Origin of the sequence: Novosphingobium sp. B1, assembly GCF_900176395.1 — a bacterium.
Lineage (GTDB): Bacteria > Pseudomonadota > Alphaproteobacteria > Sphingomonadales > Sphingomonadaceae > Novosphingobium.
This window is the reverse complement of the sequence record NZ_FWXL01000007.1, coordinates 195,580-213,014: the sequence shown is the minus strand read 5'-3', so window position 1 is coordinate 213,014 and position 17,435 is coordinate 195,580. Positions and strand designations below refer to the sequence as shown.

Sequence of the window (17,435 nt, the reverse complement as noted above, 5' to 3'; positions counted from 1 at the left end):
TCACGCGGGATCCTTCTCCATGGCCAGCAGCGCGATCAGGACGGCACCAATGGTCAGCGCCTCGATCACGCCCCAGGCGAGCCACTGGGAATGATTGTACAGCGAAACGCCGATGGCCGGCGCAGCGATGTAGGCCGCACCATTGACCGAGGCGATGATCCCGGCCGACTGTCCCTGCTCGGCCGGCGAAACCGCAAGGCTGGCGCCGGAGGTGAAGCCGGGCCGAAACATCCCGAAGCCGAGCGAGGCGATGGCAAAGCCCACCGCGATGGTGTGCAGATCCTTGCCGACCGCTACGGGCAACGTGCCGATCGCGGCCAGTCCCATGCCCCACAGGGTGGAGACCCGCGGGCCGAGGCCGAGCATCGGGATCAGCCCCCACTGCGCCAGCAGGGTCGCGATGGCACCGGCCATGAGCACCAGCCCGACTGGCCCGGCGCCAGCATCCGGATCGCCGCGCAGGCCAAGCCGATCGAGCAGCAGGAAGCCGATGACGCCCAGCAGCATGGCCTGGGCGTGGCCTCCGGTCAGCCCCGCCGCCAGCCAGGGCCGCAGGCGCCGGTCGGTCCAGCGCAGGCGGTCGGCACCCTGATGCTGCGGTTCGGCTGCAGGCAATTCGTCGGGCGAGCCGTCGGGATGGTCCTCGACGATGCGCGGATTGGACGAGGCATTGAAGGGGTAGGACATCACCTCGCCGCGTGCGGCAAAGCGCGGGTCGTCGTCGGGCAGGCGCGTGCGCAGCAACACGAGCACGATCCCGCCCAGCAGGGAGAAGATTGCGAATGGGCCCATCAGGCCAAGCCCGGGAAGGATCATCAGCGGGGCCAATGCCGGACCCAGCACCGTGCCAAGGCCGAAGCTCGAGGCGACCAGCGAGAGGGCCTTGGTCCGCTCAGCGCGATCCGTGCGGCTGGCGACATAGGCCTGGACGGCAGGCGGCGCTGCGGAACCGAAGGTGCCGTAGAACGAGCGGGCAATCGCGAACAGGCTCATCGTCAACCCGGCACCGATCGCGCCTTCCAGCCCGAAATGCAGTACCGTGCCGCACAGCGCGAACGACAGGATGAACCCGCACACGCCCAGCGCCATCATTGCCTTGCGGCCGCGCCGGTCGGAACGCCGCGCCCAGAATGGCGCGAGCATGACCCACAGCAGCGCCGACCACGAATAGGCAAGGCTTACCCATACGTCGGCGATGCCCAGCCTCGTGCCGATCGATGGCATGACCGACTGCATGGCGGTGTTGCCCGCCGCCGTGACCAGCATGACCGCGAAAAGCAGTGCCATCCGCTCGCGCGGGAGCCTGACTGGTCCGTCCATCATCGTGTCTGCCGCCCGATTTTCCACCGCAGGTTCATGATCGTTGCGGTAGGAGTTCTGTTGAACGCTTGCAATGGCGTGGCAAATTTGCGACCCGCTCTGATCGAGCTTGACCGGCAGAGGACCAGATCCCGACAATGACTTCGACCCAGGCGGCGCGCGAGCCTTTCATTCAGCGGGCTCGGCGCAAAGCGGAAAGCATGCTCGGCCCGGCCGGCGTCTTCTTCAAGGGCTTCCTCAAGCATCCCGGCATGGTGGGCGCAATCGTGCCGTCATCCGGGCGCACGATCGAGCGGGTGCTGTCCAAGGTGGATTGGCAATCGTGCCAGCTTTTCGTTGAATACGGTCCGGGCGTGGGCACGTTCTGCCGCCCGGTGCTGGAAAAGCTGCGCCGCGATGGACGGTTGATCGTGATCGACACGAACCCCGATTTCATCAGCTATCTGCAGAAGACCATCGGCGACAGCCGCTTCACCGCGGTCCACGGCTCGGCCACCGATGTCGAGGAAATCGTCCGCGCGCACGGCTTCGAGCATGCCGACTACGTGCTGTCGGGCTTGCCGTTCTCGACCCTGCCCGAAGGCGTCGGCCCGGCGATCATGGGTGCCACGCACCGCGTGTTGCGTCCCGGTGGTGCATTCCTCGTCTATCAGTACACCGCGCGCGCGCGCGATCTGATGGGGCAGTTCTTCCGCCGCATCGACAAGGGCTTCGAACCGCTCAACGTTCCGCCTTGCGTCATAAGCTGGGGCTGGAAGGAATAACCGGCAGCGCATTGCCCATCGGCACGCTGCCTGTCAGCACGCCGGTTCAGTCGAAGATGGTCTGGTAGGCCTGGGCCGGTTCGCCGGCCATCTGCCGGTAGACCGCCGCCAGCATCGCCACGAAATACACCAGCGCGCCCGAGGTAAGGGCGCCGGAAACGGCGGCAGTCAGCACCTGTTGCAGGTTACCGCCGGTCATGAGCACCAGCACGACGCCGACCAGCATCATGATCAGACCATAGACGACGGCGAAGAGCAGCCCGGCAAGCACGAAGAAGCCCAGCAGGCGCCCGGAATTGCCCCTGGTCAGGTTCCACGAACGGCGCAGCGCCTGGATCGGATTGCGTTCGGATTCGATGGCAAGCACAGGGGCAACAAGCGCCATGCGCACGCTGCACCAGATCATCGCCAGAAACGCCGCGACAATGGCAATCGCGCCCAGCGCCTTCAGCCCGGTGAGGGCTGCGGCGCTGACCAGCACGAGAAAGCTCATGCCGAGCGCCAGTCCGACCACGATCTGCGCCAGAACATAAGGGCCGAGCGCGCGGAAGCCCTGGGCGATTGCCTGACGGACCGTGGGCCGTGCCGGGTCGGTCATCACGATCAGCATGGTCACGGTGCCCGCCATCTGCAGCAGCGTCACCACGATCAACAGCGGCATCGACGAGGCCCATGCTTCTGTCATGGCCTCCATCATCTCGCGCGGCGGGGTGCCTGGCGCCATCTGCGGTTCGGGAACGAACACCGAGAAGGCGAGGCCGGGCAGAAGGAAGAAGACGCCGGCAATCGCGATGAGCACATCACGATTGGTCGCTACGAGGCGGGTTGCGGTTTTCCAGGCGAGGCTGCTGTCCAGGCGGGGCGTCATGAGCGTGTTCCTAGCAGCGAAACCGGTCCTCTGTCGAACCCTCCCGTAAGGCCAAGATGGGCGACGGCACTTGCAGCCCGGCGCGGACTGCGCCATGCGCATCGAACATGAGCGCACCGGACACGATAGAGATCAGGCGATCGGACCAGCAGGTCCCCTATCGCACTGCGCTCGACGAAATGACCGGGCGAAACGCCGCTATTGCCGAAGGCACGGCGGGTGAGCTGATCTGGCTGCTCGAACACCCGCCGGTCTACACCGCAGGCACCAGCGCGGCCCCCGAGGAACTGCTCGATCCGCGCTTCGAAGTGGTCGAGGCTGGCCGGGGCGGGCGTTATACCTATCACGGCCCGGGCCAGCGCATCGGCTATGTCCTGCTCGATCTCAGGACCCGCGCGCGCGACGTTCGCGGCTTCGTCCATGCGCTTGAAGGCTGGGTGATCGATACGCTTGCAGGGTTCGGGGTAGAATCGTGGCGTTCCCAAGGCCGCGTCGGCATCTGGACGCGCGGGGCTGATGGTCGGGAGGCCAAGATCGGCGCCATCGGCGTGCGCATCCGCCGCTGGGTCACGATGCATGGATTTTCCGTCAATCTCTCGCCAGACCTCTCCCACTTCAGTGGCATCGTGCCTTGCGGGATCGAAGAGTTCGGCGTTACCAGCCTCGCCGCACTGGGCCATGATGTCAGCCCTGCGGAGTGGGACGAGGCTATGCTGGCGCAGTTGCCCACGTTTCTTGCCCGGCTCGCCACGCCCTGCCCACCGGAGGCTGCATGAACACGCGTTCGCTCTTTCTTGCCGTTGGTTTGCTGCTCGCCGGTTGTGAAAAGACGGCAGACAAGGGCGATGGCGCCGCAGTCAGCGGCGAAGTGCTGCCCGGATCGATTTCGGACGACATGATCGATCTCGACACGTCCACGGCATCACCGCCGCTGGCGCCGGTCCTGCCCAAGGCAAGGGCGTCTTCGTCCGCGCAGGCGACGAGCGCGGCCGAGCCGGCAGAGGCCGAAGCCGCCCCTGCGGCGGCAGCCCCCTCCCCTGCGGCTCCTGCTGCCGCTTCAGCCGATACCCAGTAGCTGCCGCGCCATCCGCAGATGCGGCTGGTCGATCATGCGACCATTGTATTGCAGTGTCCCGGCATGAGGGCTGGCAGCAAACAGCGCGACGATCGCCTCGGCTTCGGACAGTTCGGCCGCGGTTGGCGCGAAGGCAGTGTTGATGATCTGCACCTGTGAGGGATGGATCGCCAGCATCCCGGTAAAGCCATCGGCCTTGGCCGCTTCGGCTGCACGGCGAGTGCCATCCTCGTCCCGGAAATCGTCGTGCAGGGTGTCTATCGCCCAGACTCCCTTGGCGTGCGAGGTCAGCAGGCATTGTGCGCGGATGAAGCGAAAGGCGTCGGTCCATGCGCCGCCGGTGTCACGCTTGCGGCTCGCGCCGAGCACCGCCGAAAGATCTTCGGCTCCCCAGGTCAGGCCAGCCAGGCGGGGCATCGGCGCGTCGACATAGGCAGGAATGGTCAGCGCCGACCTGGCGGTTTCGCTGACCAGCGGCAGGATTCGGGTCGCGCCATTGGCCACGCGGTTGCGTTGCTCAAGCTCATAGATCTCGGCCGCGAGCATGCGGATCTGCTCGGGCCCTTCGCACTTTGGCAGCATGACCCCGTCCGGCGCGCCGGCCATGACCACGGCCAGGTCATCGCGCCACATGCCCGTATCGATGGCATTGATGCGCACCCAGCGGGCCACCGGGCGGTTCTCGGTCACGTGCTGGCGGTGCGCGGAAAGCCATTCCCGGGCGAGGACGCGGGCCTGCGGCTTGGCGCCTTGCGCAACCGCGTCCTCGAGATCGACGATGATCGCATGCGCCCCCGTCGTCATGGCCTTGCCCAGCTTCTTCTCGCTGTCACCGGGAACGAAGAGCCACGATCTGGGGGGCATGCAGAATTACTCCATCAGGCTGAAGCGGTCTCCTCCGCCAGCGTCGGATAGTCCGTATAGCCGACCTCGCCCGGGAAATACCATGTCTGCGGCACCCCCTTGTTCGGGTTGATATGCGCGCCCGCCTGGATGCGCTCGACAAGATCGGGGTTCGAGATGAACGGACGACCGAAGCTGATTGCGTCGGCGCGGCCCGAAGCGACATCGGCGGCAGCCTGTTCGGGCGTGTAGTCGCTGTTGAGCACCAGTGGCCCCGTGTAGATTGAGCGGATCAGGCCATCCTGCTGCGGTACGTCGGTATTGCCGAACGTGCCGTCCGGTCCCGGCTGGCGCAGTTCGAGGAAGCCGATGCCAAGCTCCTGCAGTACGCGCGCAGCTTCGCCGAAGGTGGCTTCGGGATTGCTGTCGTCCACGCCTTGCGAATCGCCGTTGGGCGAGAGGCGGACGGAGACGCGGTCCTTGCCCCATACCGCGATCAGGCGCTCGGTCACTTCGCGCAGCAGGCGCGCGCGGTTCTGGGGTGTGCCGCCGTAGTCGTCGTCGCGAAGGTTGCTGCCATCGCGCAGGAACTGGTCGATCAGGTAGCCATTGGCAGCATGAAGCTGCACGCCGTCGAACCCGGCCTTCTTCGCGTTCTCGGCAGCGCGCGTGTAGTCGTCGAGCAGGCGCGGCATTTCCTCCAGCGGCAGGGGACGCGCGGTCACGAATTCCTTCTTGCCTTCGGGCGTGTGGGCGTCACCGGGGGCGCGAGTGGCCGATGCTGAGATGGGCGGCTGCCCGCCAAGGAAATAGGGATGGACGATGCGGCCCATGTGCCACAGCTGCATCACGATCCGGCCACCTGCGGCATGGACCGCCTCGACAACAGGCTTCCACGCCTCGGTCTGCTCGTCGGTCCAGATGCCCGGTGCGCTTGGCCAACCCAGCCCTTCGCGGCTGATGCCGGTGGCTTCCGAAATGATCAGGCCGGCGCTGGCGCGCTGGCGATAATATTCCACCATGATCGGCGTCGGCACGCCTTCAGCCGTGGCGCGGCCGCGCGTCAGGGGGGCCATGACAATGCGGTTGGGCGCTTCGATGGCACCAAGGCTGAGGGGCTGGAACAACGGATCGTGCATGCTAGAGGCCTTTCAGTAGATCAGCGACACGCTAGGTTTCGCTTTGCAACTGGATTAGGCTGCGCCCATGACGAATTCAAGTGACGCAGACCTGTCAATTCGTCCCACTCCCAAGCATTTCCTTGCGCTGCTGACAGGAAACGTTGCTCTCGCGCTGGGCCCGTGGTTCGTGCGGATCGCCGACAGCGGCCCGGTTTCGGCGGGTTTCTGGCGGCTGGCCCTTGCCCTCCCCCTCCTTGCGCTGTTCGCGTGGCGCGGGAAGGAGCCGCTGCGTGGCTATCCGCGCAAGGACTGGCTGATCCTTCTTGCCGCCGGCATCGTCTTCGCGCTCGATCTTGCCAGTTGGCATGTCGGGATCGAGCGAACCAAGCTCGGCAACGCCACGCTGTTCGGCAATTCGGGCAGCGTGATCCTAATGGTCTGGGGCCTGGTGACGATGCATCGCCGCCCGCACCTCCGCGAATTTGCCGCCGTGGCGATGGCGCTGAGTGGCGCCGGTCTGCTGCTGGGCCGCTCGATGGAAATCGATGCACGCACGCTGGCCGGAGACCTGTTCTGCATTCTCGCCGGGCTGTTCTACGTGGTCTATATCCTGCTGGTGCAGAACGTGCGTGGGCGGCTGCGGCCGTGGAGCCTGCTGTTCTGGTCAAGCCTTGCCGGGTGCCCGGTCATGCTCGGCACCGCACTGGCCATGGGCGAGCCGGTGCTGGCGCAGAACTGGTGGCCGCTGATCGGGCTGATGCTGGCCAGCCAGATCGTGGGTCAGGGCCTGCTGGTCTATTCGCTTGGCCACTTCCCGCCGCTGGTGATCGGGCTGGTCCTGCTCACGCAGCCGGCGGTCTCGGTCCTGGTCGGCTGGCTCTCGTTCGGCGAATTGCTCGCGCTGCCCGACGCCATCGGCATGGCGCTGGTCGGCGCGGCACTCGTGCTGGCAAGGCTGGGCGAGGGCAAGCCCGCCTAGCGTCAACTGCCGAAAGGTCGCGCCCCCAGATCGCCCAGCCCCACCGTGCCGCTGGCCATTTCCAGCATGCGGTCGAGGCTCTTCTTCGCGGCGAGACGAAGGTTCTCGTCCATCTCGATCCGCGGCTGCAGGTCACGCAGGGCGAGGTACAGCTTCTCCATGGTGTTGAGCGCCATGTAGGGGCAGATGTTGCAGTTGCAGTTGCCGTCCGCGCCGGGCGCACCGATGAAGGTCTTGTCCGGTACGGCCAGCTCCATCTGGTGAATGATGTGCGGCTCGGTCGCCACGATCAGCGTATCGCCCGGCATGGTCTTGGCGAACTGCAGGATGCCGCTGGTCGAGCCGACATAGTCGCAATGATCGATGATGTGCGGCGGACATTCGGGATGTCCGGCCACCGGCGCACCGGGGTGCTGGGCCTTGAGCTTCAGCAGTTCGGTTTCGCTGAATGCCTCGTGCACGATGCACACGCCCGGCCAGAGCAGCATGTCGCGGCCGAACTTGCGGTTGAGGTAGCCCCCCAGGTGCCGGTCGGGCCCGAAGATGATCTTCTGCTCGGGCGGAATCTGCGCTAGAATCGTCTCGGCGCTGGAGCTGGTGACGATCACGTCAGACAGCGCCTTCACCTCGGTCGAACAGTTGATGTAGGTCAGCGCGATGTGATCGGGGTGGGCTTCGCGAAATGCCTTGAACTTGTCCGGCGGGCACGAATCCTCAAGGCTGCAGCCCGCGTCCATGTCAGGCAGGACCACGATCTTGTCGGGGGAAAGGATCTTGGCGGTATCGGCCATGAACTTGACGCCGCAGAAGGCGATGACGTCGGCATCGGTTTCCGCCGCCTTGCGCGAAAGTTCAAGGCTGTCGCCCACGAAGTCGGCAATGTCCTGGATTTCCGGGCGCTGGTAGTAGTGCCCGAGGATGACCGCATTGCGCTCCTTGCGGAGGCGGTCGATCTCGGCGCGCAAGTCGAGGCCGGAAAGGTTCAGGGGCTGGGCAGTCATGGCGTCAGGTCCTCTCGCCCGGCGGACCGTGCCGGGCGAGAGCGGACTTAAGGGGCCTAACCCGCTGCGGCAATACCTTCGGCCAGCGAAACGAAGGGCGGAAACACCGAAAGTCCCAGCACCACGCTGAACATCACGATCACGGCAAGCGCGTTGAAGCGCGTGGCGGGATGCACCGAACCCGCCTCGCGCAGATCATGGGCAGCAATTACGCCGACAGCCAGCAGCAGGAAGGCACCTTCCACGATCGGCGTCAGCACCGGCCCAAGGATCGGCGCAGGCACCAGGCGGCCCACGGCCGGTTCGAGAATCAGGATCATCGCCCCCATCATCAAGCGACGGTGCCACTGCGTTTCGCGCCGCAGGGCGATGGCAGCGATAACCATGCCTGCAAACAGCGATACGCCGATATGCGTCAGGGCCAGGAAATAGGCGTTGCTGAAGAAGGGCGGTACGCGATGCAGCTCTATCGCCATGCGGCCGGTGAACATGCCCAGCCCGGCGATGAACAGCACCAGCGCCAGCGATATCCAGCCCAGCTTGCGATGCAGGGTAATGTTTCCATTCAGCGCGAGCTGGTTCTGCGTGACGAACAGGCCCAGCCACGAGAGCATGGCCACGCCGTGCAGGTGCACCCAGACAGGAGCCGTCGAAGGCGAGGCCATGCCGCGCAACGCCCATTGCCCGAAGGCAAGAACCACGAACGCGGCAAGGCCGATGGCCATGCGGGTGAAGAAGCGCTGATCGCGCGCGTAAGGGTAAGCTTGTTGAATTGTGGCGGTAGCCATTGTGCATCTCCACCAGTCCCGCGACCGCCGTTAGACGATTCGGTCCGATCTGGCGGTGACGACAGTCACAACGGCAACCAGCGCGCCCGGAGGCGCGCGATCATGCGCCGTCGAAGTTCACGACCACCTTTGCCTTCCCGTAACCTGCCACCTGCAGGGGGATCGAAAGGTTCTGCGAGATTGCTTCCTTCGCCGCCTGCCGGGCGAGGTTCATCAGCACCGGGTTGGCGGCCTGCTGCACCGCTTGCGCTTCGGCAAGACGGGTGTTGTCGCGGGTCAGCTTGTCCTGCGCTTCACGCGTTATCCAGATTCCGTCGCGCAGATACTGGGCACGGGCCTCGTCAAGATTGGGGCGGCTCACCGTCAGCGCCGGCAGTCGTACCGACAGGGTCTGTTCCTGCGCATTCCATGACAGGCGATCGCGCCCGACGCTGGCGAGGTTGATGGTATAATCCACCCGTGCGGGGATGACTGCCACCTGCTTGGAATTGACCAGGCCGAACATGCGCGAATCGTTGCTGGAGACGACCGGGGCGAGTTCGGCGCTGAACACCGTCAGCTTGTCCTGCTTCTCGAAGGCGACGAGGCTGGTGGCCAGGGGATCGCCAAGATCCTCGGGCTGCCACCATTTCCACGCAAAGAATGCGGCAATGGCCAGGGTCACCAGAAACAGGGCCCACGGCAGCAGCGAAGCACGCGCAAGCGAGTGCGAAGTGCCCGGTTGCGGGGACGGAGCCGCAGCGGGGCGCGATGTCAGGTTCGGATCATCCATGTCTCGTCCTCAACCCGAACTCGCCCCTGTCGTTCCAGATCGATCAGGTGCGCAAGAACCGAACGACCTGCCGCACCGTTGAGCCGCGGATCCAGGCCCTTGTACATCGCGGCGACAAATTCGGGAATCGCGTGCGGGCCGCCATCTTCGAGAAGGCGCAGGATCTGGCGCTCGCGCTGGCGCCGGTGGCCCAGCATGCCGCGCACGAGCTGGCGGGGATTGTCGATCTGCGGCCCGTGCGCCGGATAGAGGACACGGTCGTCGCGGTCGTAAAGCTTCTGCAGGCTGGCCATGTAGGCCGCCATGTCGCCATCCGGTGGCGAAACGACCGAAGTCGACCAGGCCATCACGTGATCGCCGGTGAACAACGCCCCGCTTTCGAGCACGCTGAAGCACAAGTGGTTGCTGGTGTGGCCCGGGGTCGCCACGGCTTCAAGCGTCCAGCCGTCGCCCGACAGGCGTTCGCCATCGGCGAGCACGCGATCGGGTGCGTAATCGCTGTCAAAGGCGGCGTCGGCGCGCGGGCCATCATCTTCCATCGTCAGGGGTGCGCAGCCGATGATCGGCGCCCCGGTCGCGGCCTGAAGCGGACGGGAGGCGGGGCTGTGGTCGCGATGGGTGTGCGTGCACACGATGGCGGCGATCCGGGCATCGCCCACGGCCTTGAGGATCGCCTCGACATGGCCTTGGCCGTTGGTGTCGGCATGACCTGCCACCCCGGTATCGTCGGGACCGGGATCGATCACCGCGACTTCACGCCCTGCGCCGACGATGTAGGTCTGGGTGCCGGTAAAGGTATAGGGTGAGGCGTTTGGTGCCAGCACGCGGCGCACCAGCGGCTCAAGCTGTTCGGCTCGGCCGGTGGGCCAGTCCTTGCGGTCGGGAATGGGGGGCATCTGGGCCATGCCCCTTGCTATGGGTATTTTGATCGTGGTTGCAAGCAGCGTCACGCCGCAGAGGTCGTGTCCTCGACCGCGCGAACCAGCCGCTCGCGCAGGCGCCGCACCGCGCTTTCGCTGCTGCTCGCTTCAACCCGCCACGCTGCCTCAAGCCGCTGGATGCGCTGGTACAGCCGCTCGCTTTCGTGCACCAGCAAGGCGACATCGGCGGGAAGCGTCTTCACCACGTCGGCCTCGCTCGCCGGAAAGTTGGCGATCAGCCGGCCATGACGGCGCAGTTGCAGTTCCGACAACTCGCCCGCGAAATGGGCGCGATGATTGAGCAGCCAGGCAAGGCAATGCATCACCCGTGTCGTCGTGCGCAGCGCCTCGCAGCTTATCTGCACGCGGCGCAGGTCGTCTTCCATGCCCGCCTGTTGCGCGGTTTCCTGTCGCATGCGCTCGAAACGCATGCGAACTGTCTCGGCAAGCTCGAGGGCTTGCGCATAGAGCGCTTCGACGATGCGCGGATTTAGGCTGGGCAGAAGGGCCATTTGCCGGGTCTAGTCCGTGCCGGTGCGTCCGACCATAAGGCGAAGCGGCGCAGGTTGTCCCAAAACCCGAACGTTCCTTAACGGGACAGGCGAGGATATGGTGCAGTTCGAATCATGTCATTGAATTTACGCGATGATATCGGGGATCAGGTAATCTTCGATCATCGCGATCTGGTCTTTCAGCAGCAATTTGCGCTTTTTCAGGCGGGCGATCTGCAACTGGTCGCGCGGTCCTCCCAGAGACAGCGCGTCGATTGCCGCATCGAGATCGCGATGTTCCAGGCGCAGCGCCTCGAGCCGCTTGCGCATTTCCTCTTCAGTCACTGTCCGCCCAACTCCTTAATCCCGCCTGCCCATGCAACAAGGCGGGCCTGCGCCGGAACGAGACGCGGATGCGGCCTACGGCCAAACCCTGATCGACCACGTTCCGGCGCGGTTTGGCTTGCAAGATACGGTGATTGCGGCAGCATGACAACGCGCCGCCTGATCGAGTCGGAAACAATCGGAAACGAAAGCTCGAAAAGCCGATTGGCACAGGTTGCGCCGCCCCGCACGGGGATGGCCTCGTGCGGTATCTGAAGGGGGCTAGCCCTTTAAGGAGGACAGGCATGGAATCGACGCACATCAGCGCACTCGAGATGAAGCACGCCGGACTTGAAAAGCAGATCCAGATGGAAATGTCCCGGCCACTCCCTGACGATACGCTGGTGGCTCAGCTCAAGAGAAAGAAGCTGAAGATCAAGGAAGAGCTTTCGCGTCTTCACTGATTGCGCCGCCTTTCATACCGTTTCACAGCAGGAGCCGCCCCATCCGGGCGGCTCTTTTGCATGGTGCCCGCCTGCGTGCCCGCCCGCCCGAGGCGCGGAATAGCTATCCACGGCAAAATCGCTCCCGTATCGGAGGGCGCGCGACATTCCCAAACCGCGCACACTAGGCTAGTCCTTGTGCCATGCTCAGCGCCGTCACCGCCGCCCGCCAGATCCTGACCTCCCTGCACGAGGTGATGGCCTCGCGCGCCGGCGCCCAGGCCAAGCTTAACCAGATCGTCGAAGTGATCGGTGAGAACCTCGATTCAGAGGTCTGCTCGATCTATCTCCTGCGTGAGGGCATGCTCGAGCTTTTTGCCACGCGCGGCCTCAACCAGGCCGCCGTCCATGTCACCCGGCTGGCCGTCGGCGAAGGCCTCGTCGGCACGATCGCCGGCAATGTCGAGACGCTGAACCTCGCCGAGGCTGCAGCCCATCCCGATTTCGCGTTCCGGCCGGAAACGGGAGAGGAAAAGTTCCATTCCTTCGCGGGCGTGCCGATCGTCCGGCGCGAACGCGCCGTCGGCGTGGTCGCGGTCCAGCATGTCGAGCCACGCCGGTACGAGGAAGTGGAGATCGAGGCGCTGCAGACCGTGGCGATGGTCCTGTCCGAACTCATCGCCAACGCCGAACTCATCGATGACGAGGACGTGCTCGGCGCCTCGGCCCAGATGACCGGGCCGGAGCGGCTCACCGGCCTGACCTTGGTCAAGGGTCTTGCCAGCGGAGTCGCCGTCTTCCACCAGCCGCGCGTCACCATCGAACACGTTGTCGCCGAAGATACCGAGGCCGAGCGCCAGCGTGTCTACCTCGCCTTCGACAAGATGCGCGAACAGATCGACCGCATGGCCAGCCAGGCCGAATTCGGCGTCGGTGGCGAGCATGAGGAAGTGCTCGAGACCTACCGGATGTTCGCCTACGACGAAGGCTGGTCGCGCCGCATCAACGAGGCGATCGATTCAGGCCTCACTGCCGAGGCTGCCATCGAGCGCGTCCAGCAGCGTACCCGCATGCGCATGCGCCAGATCGATGATCCCCTGCTCGCCGATCGCATGCACGATCTCGAGGACCTGTCGAACCGCCTGCTGCGGATCGTCTCGGGCCAGCTTGGCACTGCGGCGACGATGGGGCTCAAGGGCGATGCCATCCTCATCGCGCGCAACCTCGGCCCTGCAGAGCTGCTCGAATACGATCGCCGGCGGCTCAAGGGCGTGATCCTCGAGGAAGGCTCGCTGACCGCGCACGTGGTGATCGTTGCCCGCGCCATGGGCGTGCCGGTGGTCGGGCGCATGCGCGCCCTGCGCGGCAAGGTCCGCGAAGGTGACCATCTCCTGCTCGACGGTGACCAGGGCGTCGTCGATGTCCGGCCGGCGCCGTCGCTGATCGAGGCGTTCGAGGCCCGCTTTGCCCGCAACCGCGAGCGTCAGGCCCATTATGCCACCTTGCGCGAGGTCGAGCCGTTCACCCGCGACGGAACCCGCATCACGGTGCTGATGAACGCCGGCCTGCGCGACGATACGCCGATGATCAACCTGACCGGTGCGGACGGGATCGGCCTGTTCCGCACCGAGTTCCAGTTCCTCGTCTCGGCCACCCTGCCCTCGCGCGAGCGACAGACCCGGCTTTACCGTGACGTCATGGACGCAGCGGGCGACAGGCCGGTGGTCTTCCGCACCGTCGATATCGGGGGCGACAAGGTACTGCCCTACCTTCGCCACAACGATGGCGAGGCCGAGGAAAATCCGGCGATGGGCTGGCGCGCCTTGCGCGTGGCGCTGGAACGCGATGGCCTGCTCAAGGTCCAGGCGCGGGCGCTGCTCGAAGCCGCCGGTGGCCGGACCCTGAACGTCATGTTCCCGATGGTCACCGAACCGTGGGAATTCGATGCGGCGCGCAAGGTCTTCGAAGGCCAGCTTGCCTTTCTGCGCTCGCAGAAGAAAATTCTCCCGGAAGCCATCCGCTATGGCGCGATGCTCGAAGTACCGGCGCTCGCCGAATGTCTCGACGTTCTGGCGCCACGCCTGTCGTTCCTGTCGATCGGCACCAACGACCTCACCCAGTTCCTCTTCGCGGCCGATCGCGCGAACCCGAAGCTTGCCGAACGCTACGACTGGCTCAGCCCCGCCATCCTGCGTTTCCTGCGCCGTGTGGTGCAAACCGTCGCGCCGTTCGGCACCGATGTCACCGTCTGCGGCGAAATGGGCGGCCGCAGGCTCGAGGCTCTGGCGCTGCTGGGGCTTGGCATCACCCGCCTTTCGATCACGCCTGCAGCCATCGGTCCGATCAAGGAACTGGTGCGCAAGGTCGATATCGACGAAATCCGCAGCGCGATGAACGGCTGGCTTTCCGAACCGCCGGAGAACCTGCGCAGCACGATTGCCGCCTGGGCAGAAGCACGCGGGATCGAGTGCGACTGAAGGACCCGGCGGGGCAGTTCGTCGCCCAATTCCGACCTTTTCGGACAGACACCGTTGACTTTCTGCGCTTTGCCGCGAAGCCTTGACGAAGGGTTGCAAAGCATAGTGAACAGAACGGGAGTTACGCCTTGGCACAAGCCGGCGGTGTGCAAGACATTACCAATTCCGAAACCGAGCCGACGCCTGCGGGCGCAGCCGCACAGCCGCGCGTGGCCGATATGCTGCGCACCGCACGCGAGGCGGCCGGGCTCGATATCAAGCAGCTCGCGCTGCTCACGCGGGTCACCAGCCGCCATCTCGAAGCGCTGGAGAACGGCGATTATGCCGCGCTTCCGGGCCGGCCCTACGCGCTCGGATTTGCCAAGAGCTATGCCCGTGCGGTCAATCTCGATCCGGTAACAATTTCCGAGGCGGTCCGCGCCGAACTTGATCGTCAGGCACCGGCCCCGCCACCGCGCGTCATCAACCAGTTCGAGGTTGGTGATCCGGCAAAGACCCCTACGCGGCTGACGTCATGGGTCGCGGCAGGCCTCGTCATCGCGATTGCCCTGGCAGGCCTGGCATTCTGGCGCAGCTATTATCTTCCCTCGGCCGAGCTGCCGTCGCTGGTCGGCCCGGAGGAGGCCAGGCCCGTGGCCAGCCAGACCGCAGTCGTTCCACTGCCCAGCGCAACGCCCAGCGGCCCTGTCGTGTTCACGGCCACGCAGGAGCGCATCTGGGTCAAGCTCTATGATGGCGCCGGCAAGCAGATCCTGCAGAAGGAACTGGCCATGGGCGAAAGCTTCACCGTGCCCGCCGATGCGCAGAAGCCGATGCTGTGGACGGCGCGGCCCGACGCCCTGAACGTGACGATCGGTGGGCAGGCGGTGCCAAAGCTTGCCGAGCGCGAGGGGATCATGAAGGATGTCCCCGTCGATGCGCAGGCGCTGTTGGCACGTGCAGCCGCACCGGCTCCGGCAGTTTCCGCACCTGTAGCATCGTCGAGCGCATCGTCGAGCGCATCGTCGGCGACCGGCGGGCAAGCCGCGCCGGTATCGCGCCCGGCGGCTCGTCGCAGCCCGACGACAGGCTCTGCGGCCAGCCCGGCAACGCGCTCGGCTCCGAACGAGGCAACGGTTCCGCCGCCCGTACCCGTGACGGCAGAAGATGCGCCTGCGTCCACTACTTAAGCCCGCTGGCGTCTCGACTTGGGACGCAGTCTGGGGCAATCATGGTGACCGGACGAGGAGGGCCGTCGCAGGCCCCCGCAGCCTGTGGGAACGACAATGACCTTTGAATTACGCCGCTGCCTGCCGCTCCTTGCGCTCGCAGCCGTTTCGGCCGCGCCGCTCGGCGCCCCGGCACTCGCGCAATCAGCCGCCAATGCCCCCACCGATGCCGAACCCAGATTGCGCCGCATCGAGGCTGAAATCCGCGCTATCCAGCGCAAGGTATTTCCCGATGGCGCAGGCAAGACCTTCGCCCCGGAAATCACGCCGAGCCAGACCACGACAACGCCCCGCATCGGCACCCCGGCGTCTTCGGCGGTAACGGACGTGCTCGCGCGCATGGATGCGGTCGAGGCGCAGATGGCGCGGCTTACCGCACAGGTCGAGGAAGGCCAGAACCGCGCAGCCAAGATCGAGGAGCGACTGGCCCGGCTCGAAGCGCAGGCTGTTCCGTCTGAACCGGCTGCGGCGCCCACTCCCGCTGCCGCACCGGTCGTGACCACACAACCGGCGCCCAAGCCGACGACTGCGGCATCGACGACGACGACGACCGCGCCAAAGCCTGCGACCACACCCGCTGCCAAGCCCGCGGCGCCTTCGGCAGCGCGCGTCGCTGCTGTCCAGGCGATCGAAAAGCCGTCGACGGCCGATGCCGGCCTCGATGAATACAACTATGGCTACCGCCTGTGGGAAGCGAAGTTCTTTCCCGAAGCGCAGCAGCAGTTGCAGATCTACGTCGACCGCTATCCCAAGCATTCGCAGATCAGCTTCGGCCGCAACCTGCTGGGCCGTGCATGGCTTGACGATGGCAAGCCCGGCACCGCAGCGCAGTTCTTCCTGCAGAACTACCTGGCCGACAAGAAGGGCGCTCGTGCGCCTGACAGCCTGCTGTTCCTCGGCATCGCCATGGTCAAGCTCAAGGACACGGAGAAGGCTTGCGGTGCGTTTGCCGAACTCGCAGCCACTTATCCTGACGAGATCGCCGGCCGCCTCAAGGGTCAGTACGATGCCGCGCGCACTTCGGTGAAGTGCAAGTGACGGTGCCGGGAATAGCCTGACCGCAGCCGCCGCGCGCCTCGCCACGGACTGGCAGGCGCCGCGGGCTGCGGTTCCCGTTGACGGCCCGGTCGGACTCGCGGTTTCTGGCGGGCCCGACAGTCTCGCCATGCTGCTGCTGTTCCACGAAGTTGCGCCGCGCAACTTTGCCGTGGCAACGGTCGATCATGGCCTGCGCGCCGAAAGCGCCGACGAGGCGGCCATGGTCGCAAAGGTCTGTGCCGAACGCCGCATCGCGCATCGGACTCTCGCCATTGCGATGACAAAGGGCAGCGCCGTGCAGGAGCGCGCCCGTGCGTCGCGTTATCACGCGCTGGCAGAATGGGCCGCAGCCGAAGGGCTCGCTGCCATTGTTACCGCCCATCACGCCGACGATCAGGCCGAGACGATGGTCATGCGACTCAACCGGGGCGCGGGCCTGCGCGGTCTTTCGGCGATGCGCCAGATTGCCCAGGTGCCCGGCGCGCCGCACCTGCCCCTGTTGCGTCCGCTCCTGCGTTGGTCGCGCCGCGACCTTCTTGCAGTCGTCGAGGCTTCGGGCCTGGTCCCGGCACTCGATCCGTCCAACACCGATCCGCGCTACGAACGTGTGCGGGTGCGTGACGCCATGACGTCAAATCCGGCCTTCATTGCCAGTGGCTTCGCTGCCAGCGCTGACCATCTTGCCGAGGCGGACGCTGCTCTCGACTGGGCGGTGCAAACCCTCTGGCCCCAGGTCCCGGCAGGCGCTGCGCAAATCGTGCTGTCGCCGCCTGTCGATATTCCCCCTGCCCTCGCGCTGCGCCTGCTCGAACGCGTGCTGGCGCATTTCGGCGCCCTGCCCCCGCGCGGGCCTGCCCTTGTCCGCTGGCACGAATCGCTTCGGGCGGGACACGTCGCAACCTTGGGCGGCGTGAAGGGCGATGCGCGCGGCAAGGCATGGCGGTTCACACCTGCGCCGAAGCGAAACGATGTTTCCGGCTCGGACATCGGGACAGGTCGCTGA

General features: G+C 65.7%; 19 protein-coding genes. 9 read left to right on the top strand and 10 right to left on the bottom strand.

Annotated elements, in window-relative coordinates; genetic code table 11:
* Positions 1 to 1,287, bottom strand: a complete 1,287-nt coding sequence (locus B9A23_RS14420; RefSeq protein WP_084279817.1) for an MFS transporter — start codon at positions 1,285 to 1,287, stop codon at positions 1 to 3.
* Between the two features lie 170 nt (positions 1,288 to 1,457).
* On the opposite strand from B9A23_RS14420, the gene B9A23_RS14415 reads away from it, so the two are divergent.
* Positions 1,458 to 2,084: a class I SAM-dependent methyltransferase gene (locus B9A23_RS14415; protein ID WP_084279772.1), complete on the top strand. Its 627-nt coding sequence runs from the start codon at positions 1,458 to 1,460 to the stop codon at positions 2,082 to 2,084.
* Positions 2,085 to 2,130: 46 nt separating this feature from the next.
* On the opposite strand, the gene B9A23_RS14410 is transcribed toward B9A23_RS14415, so the two are convergent.
* Complete coding sequence (locus tag B9A23_RS14410; RefSeq protein ID WP_084279771.1) at positions 2,131 to 2,952, bottom strand: glycerophosphoryl diester phosphodiesterase membrane domain-containing protein; 822 nt, start codon at positions 2,950 to 2,952, stop codon at positions 2,131 to 2,133.
* 107 nt (positions 2,953 to 3,059) lie between these two features.
* Between B9A23_RS14410 and lipB the strand changes: the two genes are divergently transcribed.
* Both lipB and B9A23_RS14400 read left to right on the top strand, forming a co-directional pair.
* Positions 3,060 to 3,728, top strand: coding sequence for a lipoyl(octanoyl) transferase LipB (gene lipB / locus B9A23_RS14405; RefSeq protein ID WP_084279770.1), 669 nt, complete (start codon positions 3,060 to 3,062; stop codon positions 3,726 to 3,728).
* Positions 3,725 to 4,027 (top strand): hypothetical protein, encoded by a 303-nt coding sequence (locus B9A23_RS14400; protein ID WP_084279769.1) that lies wholly within the window; start codon positions 3,725 to 3,727, stop codon positions 4,025 to 4,027. The genes lipB and B9A23_RS14400 overlap by 4 nt, the downstream gene beginning before the upstream one ends.
* Here the strand turns inward: B9A23_RS14400 and B9A23_RS14395 are convergent.
* Complete coding sequence (locus tag B9A23_RS14395) at positions 4,010 to 4,891, bottom strand: HpcH/HpaI aldolase/citrate lyase family protein (RefSeq protein WP_084279768.1); 882 nt, start codon at positions 4,889 to 4,891, stop codon at positions 4,010 to 4,012. The genes B9A23_RS14400 and B9A23_RS14395 overlap by 18 nt on opposite strands.
* Before the next feature lie 14 nt (positions 4,892 to 4,905).
* The gene (locus B9A23_RS14390; protein ID WP_084279767.1) at positions 4,906 to 6,009 is read right to left on the bottom strand and encodes an alkene reductase; all 1,104 of its coding nucleotides are present in this window, start codon (positions 6,007 to 6,009) and stop codon (positions 4,906 to 4,908) included.
* 67 nt (positions 6,010 to 6,076) lie between these two features.
* On the opposite strand from B9A23_RS14390, the gene B9A23_RS14385 reads away from it, so the two are divergent.
* On the top strand, positions 6,077 to 6,970 hold the full coding sequence (locus B9A23_RS14385) for a DMT family transporter (RefSeq protein ID WP_084279766.1): 894 nt from the start codon (positions 6,077 to 6,079) through the stop codon (positions 6,968 to 6,970).
* A gap of 2 nt (positions 6,971 to 6,972) precedes the next feature.
* On the opposite strand, the gene nadA is transcribed toward B9A23_RS14385, so the two are convergent.
* The 6 genes from nadA to B9A23_RS14355 form a co-directional block, all read right to left on the bottom strand.
* Positions 6,973 to 7,971, bottom strand: coding sequence for a quinolinate synthase NadA (gene nadA / locus B9A23_RS14380; protein WP_084279765.1), 999 nt, complete (start codon positions 7,969 to 7,971; stop codon positions 6,973 to 6,975).
* A 56-nt stretch (positions 7,972 to 8,027) separates the two neighbouring features.
* Positions 8,028 to 8,759, bottom strand: a complete 732-nt coding sequence (locus B9A23_RS14375; protein WP_084279764.1) for an adenylate cyclase — start codon at positions 8,757 to 8,759, stop codon at positions 8,028 to 8,030.
* 100 nt (positions 8,760 to 8,859) lie between these two features.
* Positions 8,860 to 9,531, bottom strand: coding sequence for a DUF4230 domain-containing protein (locus tag B9A23_RS14370; protein WP_084279763.1), 672 nt, complete (start codon positions 9,529 to 9,531; stop codon positions 8,860 to 8,862).
* Positions 9,513 to 10,436, bottom strand: a complete 924-nt coding sequence (locus B9A23_RS14365; protein WP_084279762.1) for an MBL fold metallo-hydrolase — start codon at positions 10,434 to 10,436, stop codon at positions 9,513 to 9,515. Before B9A23_RS14365 ends, B9A23_RS14370 begins: the two co-directional genes overlap by 19 nt.
* Positions 10,437 to 10,477: 41 nt before the next feature.
* Positions 10,478 to 10,963, bottom strand: a complete 486-nt coding sequence (locus B9A23_RS14360) for a DUF1465 family protein (RefSeq protein WP_176218000.1) — start codon at positions 10,961 to 10,963, stop codon at positions 10,478 to 10,480.
* Positions 10,964 to 11,089: 126 nt separating this feature from the next.
* Positions 11,090 to 11,287 (bottom strand): YdcH family protein, encoded by a 198-nt coding sequence (locus B9A23_RS14355; RefSeq protein ID WP_084279761.1) that lies wholly within the window; start codon positions 11,285 to 11,287, stop codon positions 11,090 to 11,092.
* A gap of 284 nt (positions 11,288 to 11,571) precedes the next feature.
* On the opposite strand from B9A23_RS14355, the gene B9A23_RS14350 reads away from it, so the two are divergent.
* The 5 genes from B9A23_RS14350 to tilS all read left to right on the top strand — a co-directional run bounded on the left by B9A23_RS14350 (position 11,572) and on the right by tilS (position 17,435).
* Complete coding sequence (locus B9A23_RS14350) at positions 11,572 to 11,730, top strand: YdcH family protein (protein ID WP_084279760.1); 159 nt, start codon at positions 11,572 to 11,574, stop codon at positions 11,728 to 11,730.
* 182 nt (positions 11,731 to 11,912) lie between these two features.
* Positions 11,913 to 14,186 carry a phosphoenolpyruvate--protein phosphotransferase gene (gene ptsP / locus B9A23_RS14345; protein ID WP_084279759.1) on the top strand — a complete coding sequence of 758 codons (2,274 nt, stop codon included), beginning with the start codon at positions 11,913 to 11,915 and terminating at the stop codon, positions 14,184 to 14,186.
* A gap of 128 nt (positions 14,187 to 14,314) precedes the next feature.
* Positions 14,315 to 15,355: a helix-turn-helix domain-containing protein gene (locus B9A23_RS14340; protein ID WP_084279758.1), complete on the top strand. Its 1,041-nt coding sequence runs from the start codon at positions 14,315 to 14,317 to the stop codon at positions 15,353 to 15,355.
* Positions 15,356 to 15,451: 96 nt separating this feature from the next.
* On the top strand, positions 15,452 to 16,432 hold the full coding sequence (locus B9A23_RS14335) for a tetratricopeptide repeat protein (RefSeq protein ID WP_084279757.1): 981 nt from the start codon (positions 15,452 to 15,454) through the stop codon (positions 16,430 to 16,432).
* Between the two features lie 16 nt (positions 16,433 to 16,448).
* Positions 16,449 to 17,435, top strand: a complete 987-nt coding sequence (gene tilS / locus B9A23_RS14330) for a tRNA lysidine(34) synthetase TilS (RefSeq protein ID WP_084279756.1) — start codon at positions 16,449 to 16,451, stop codon at positions 17,433 to 17,435.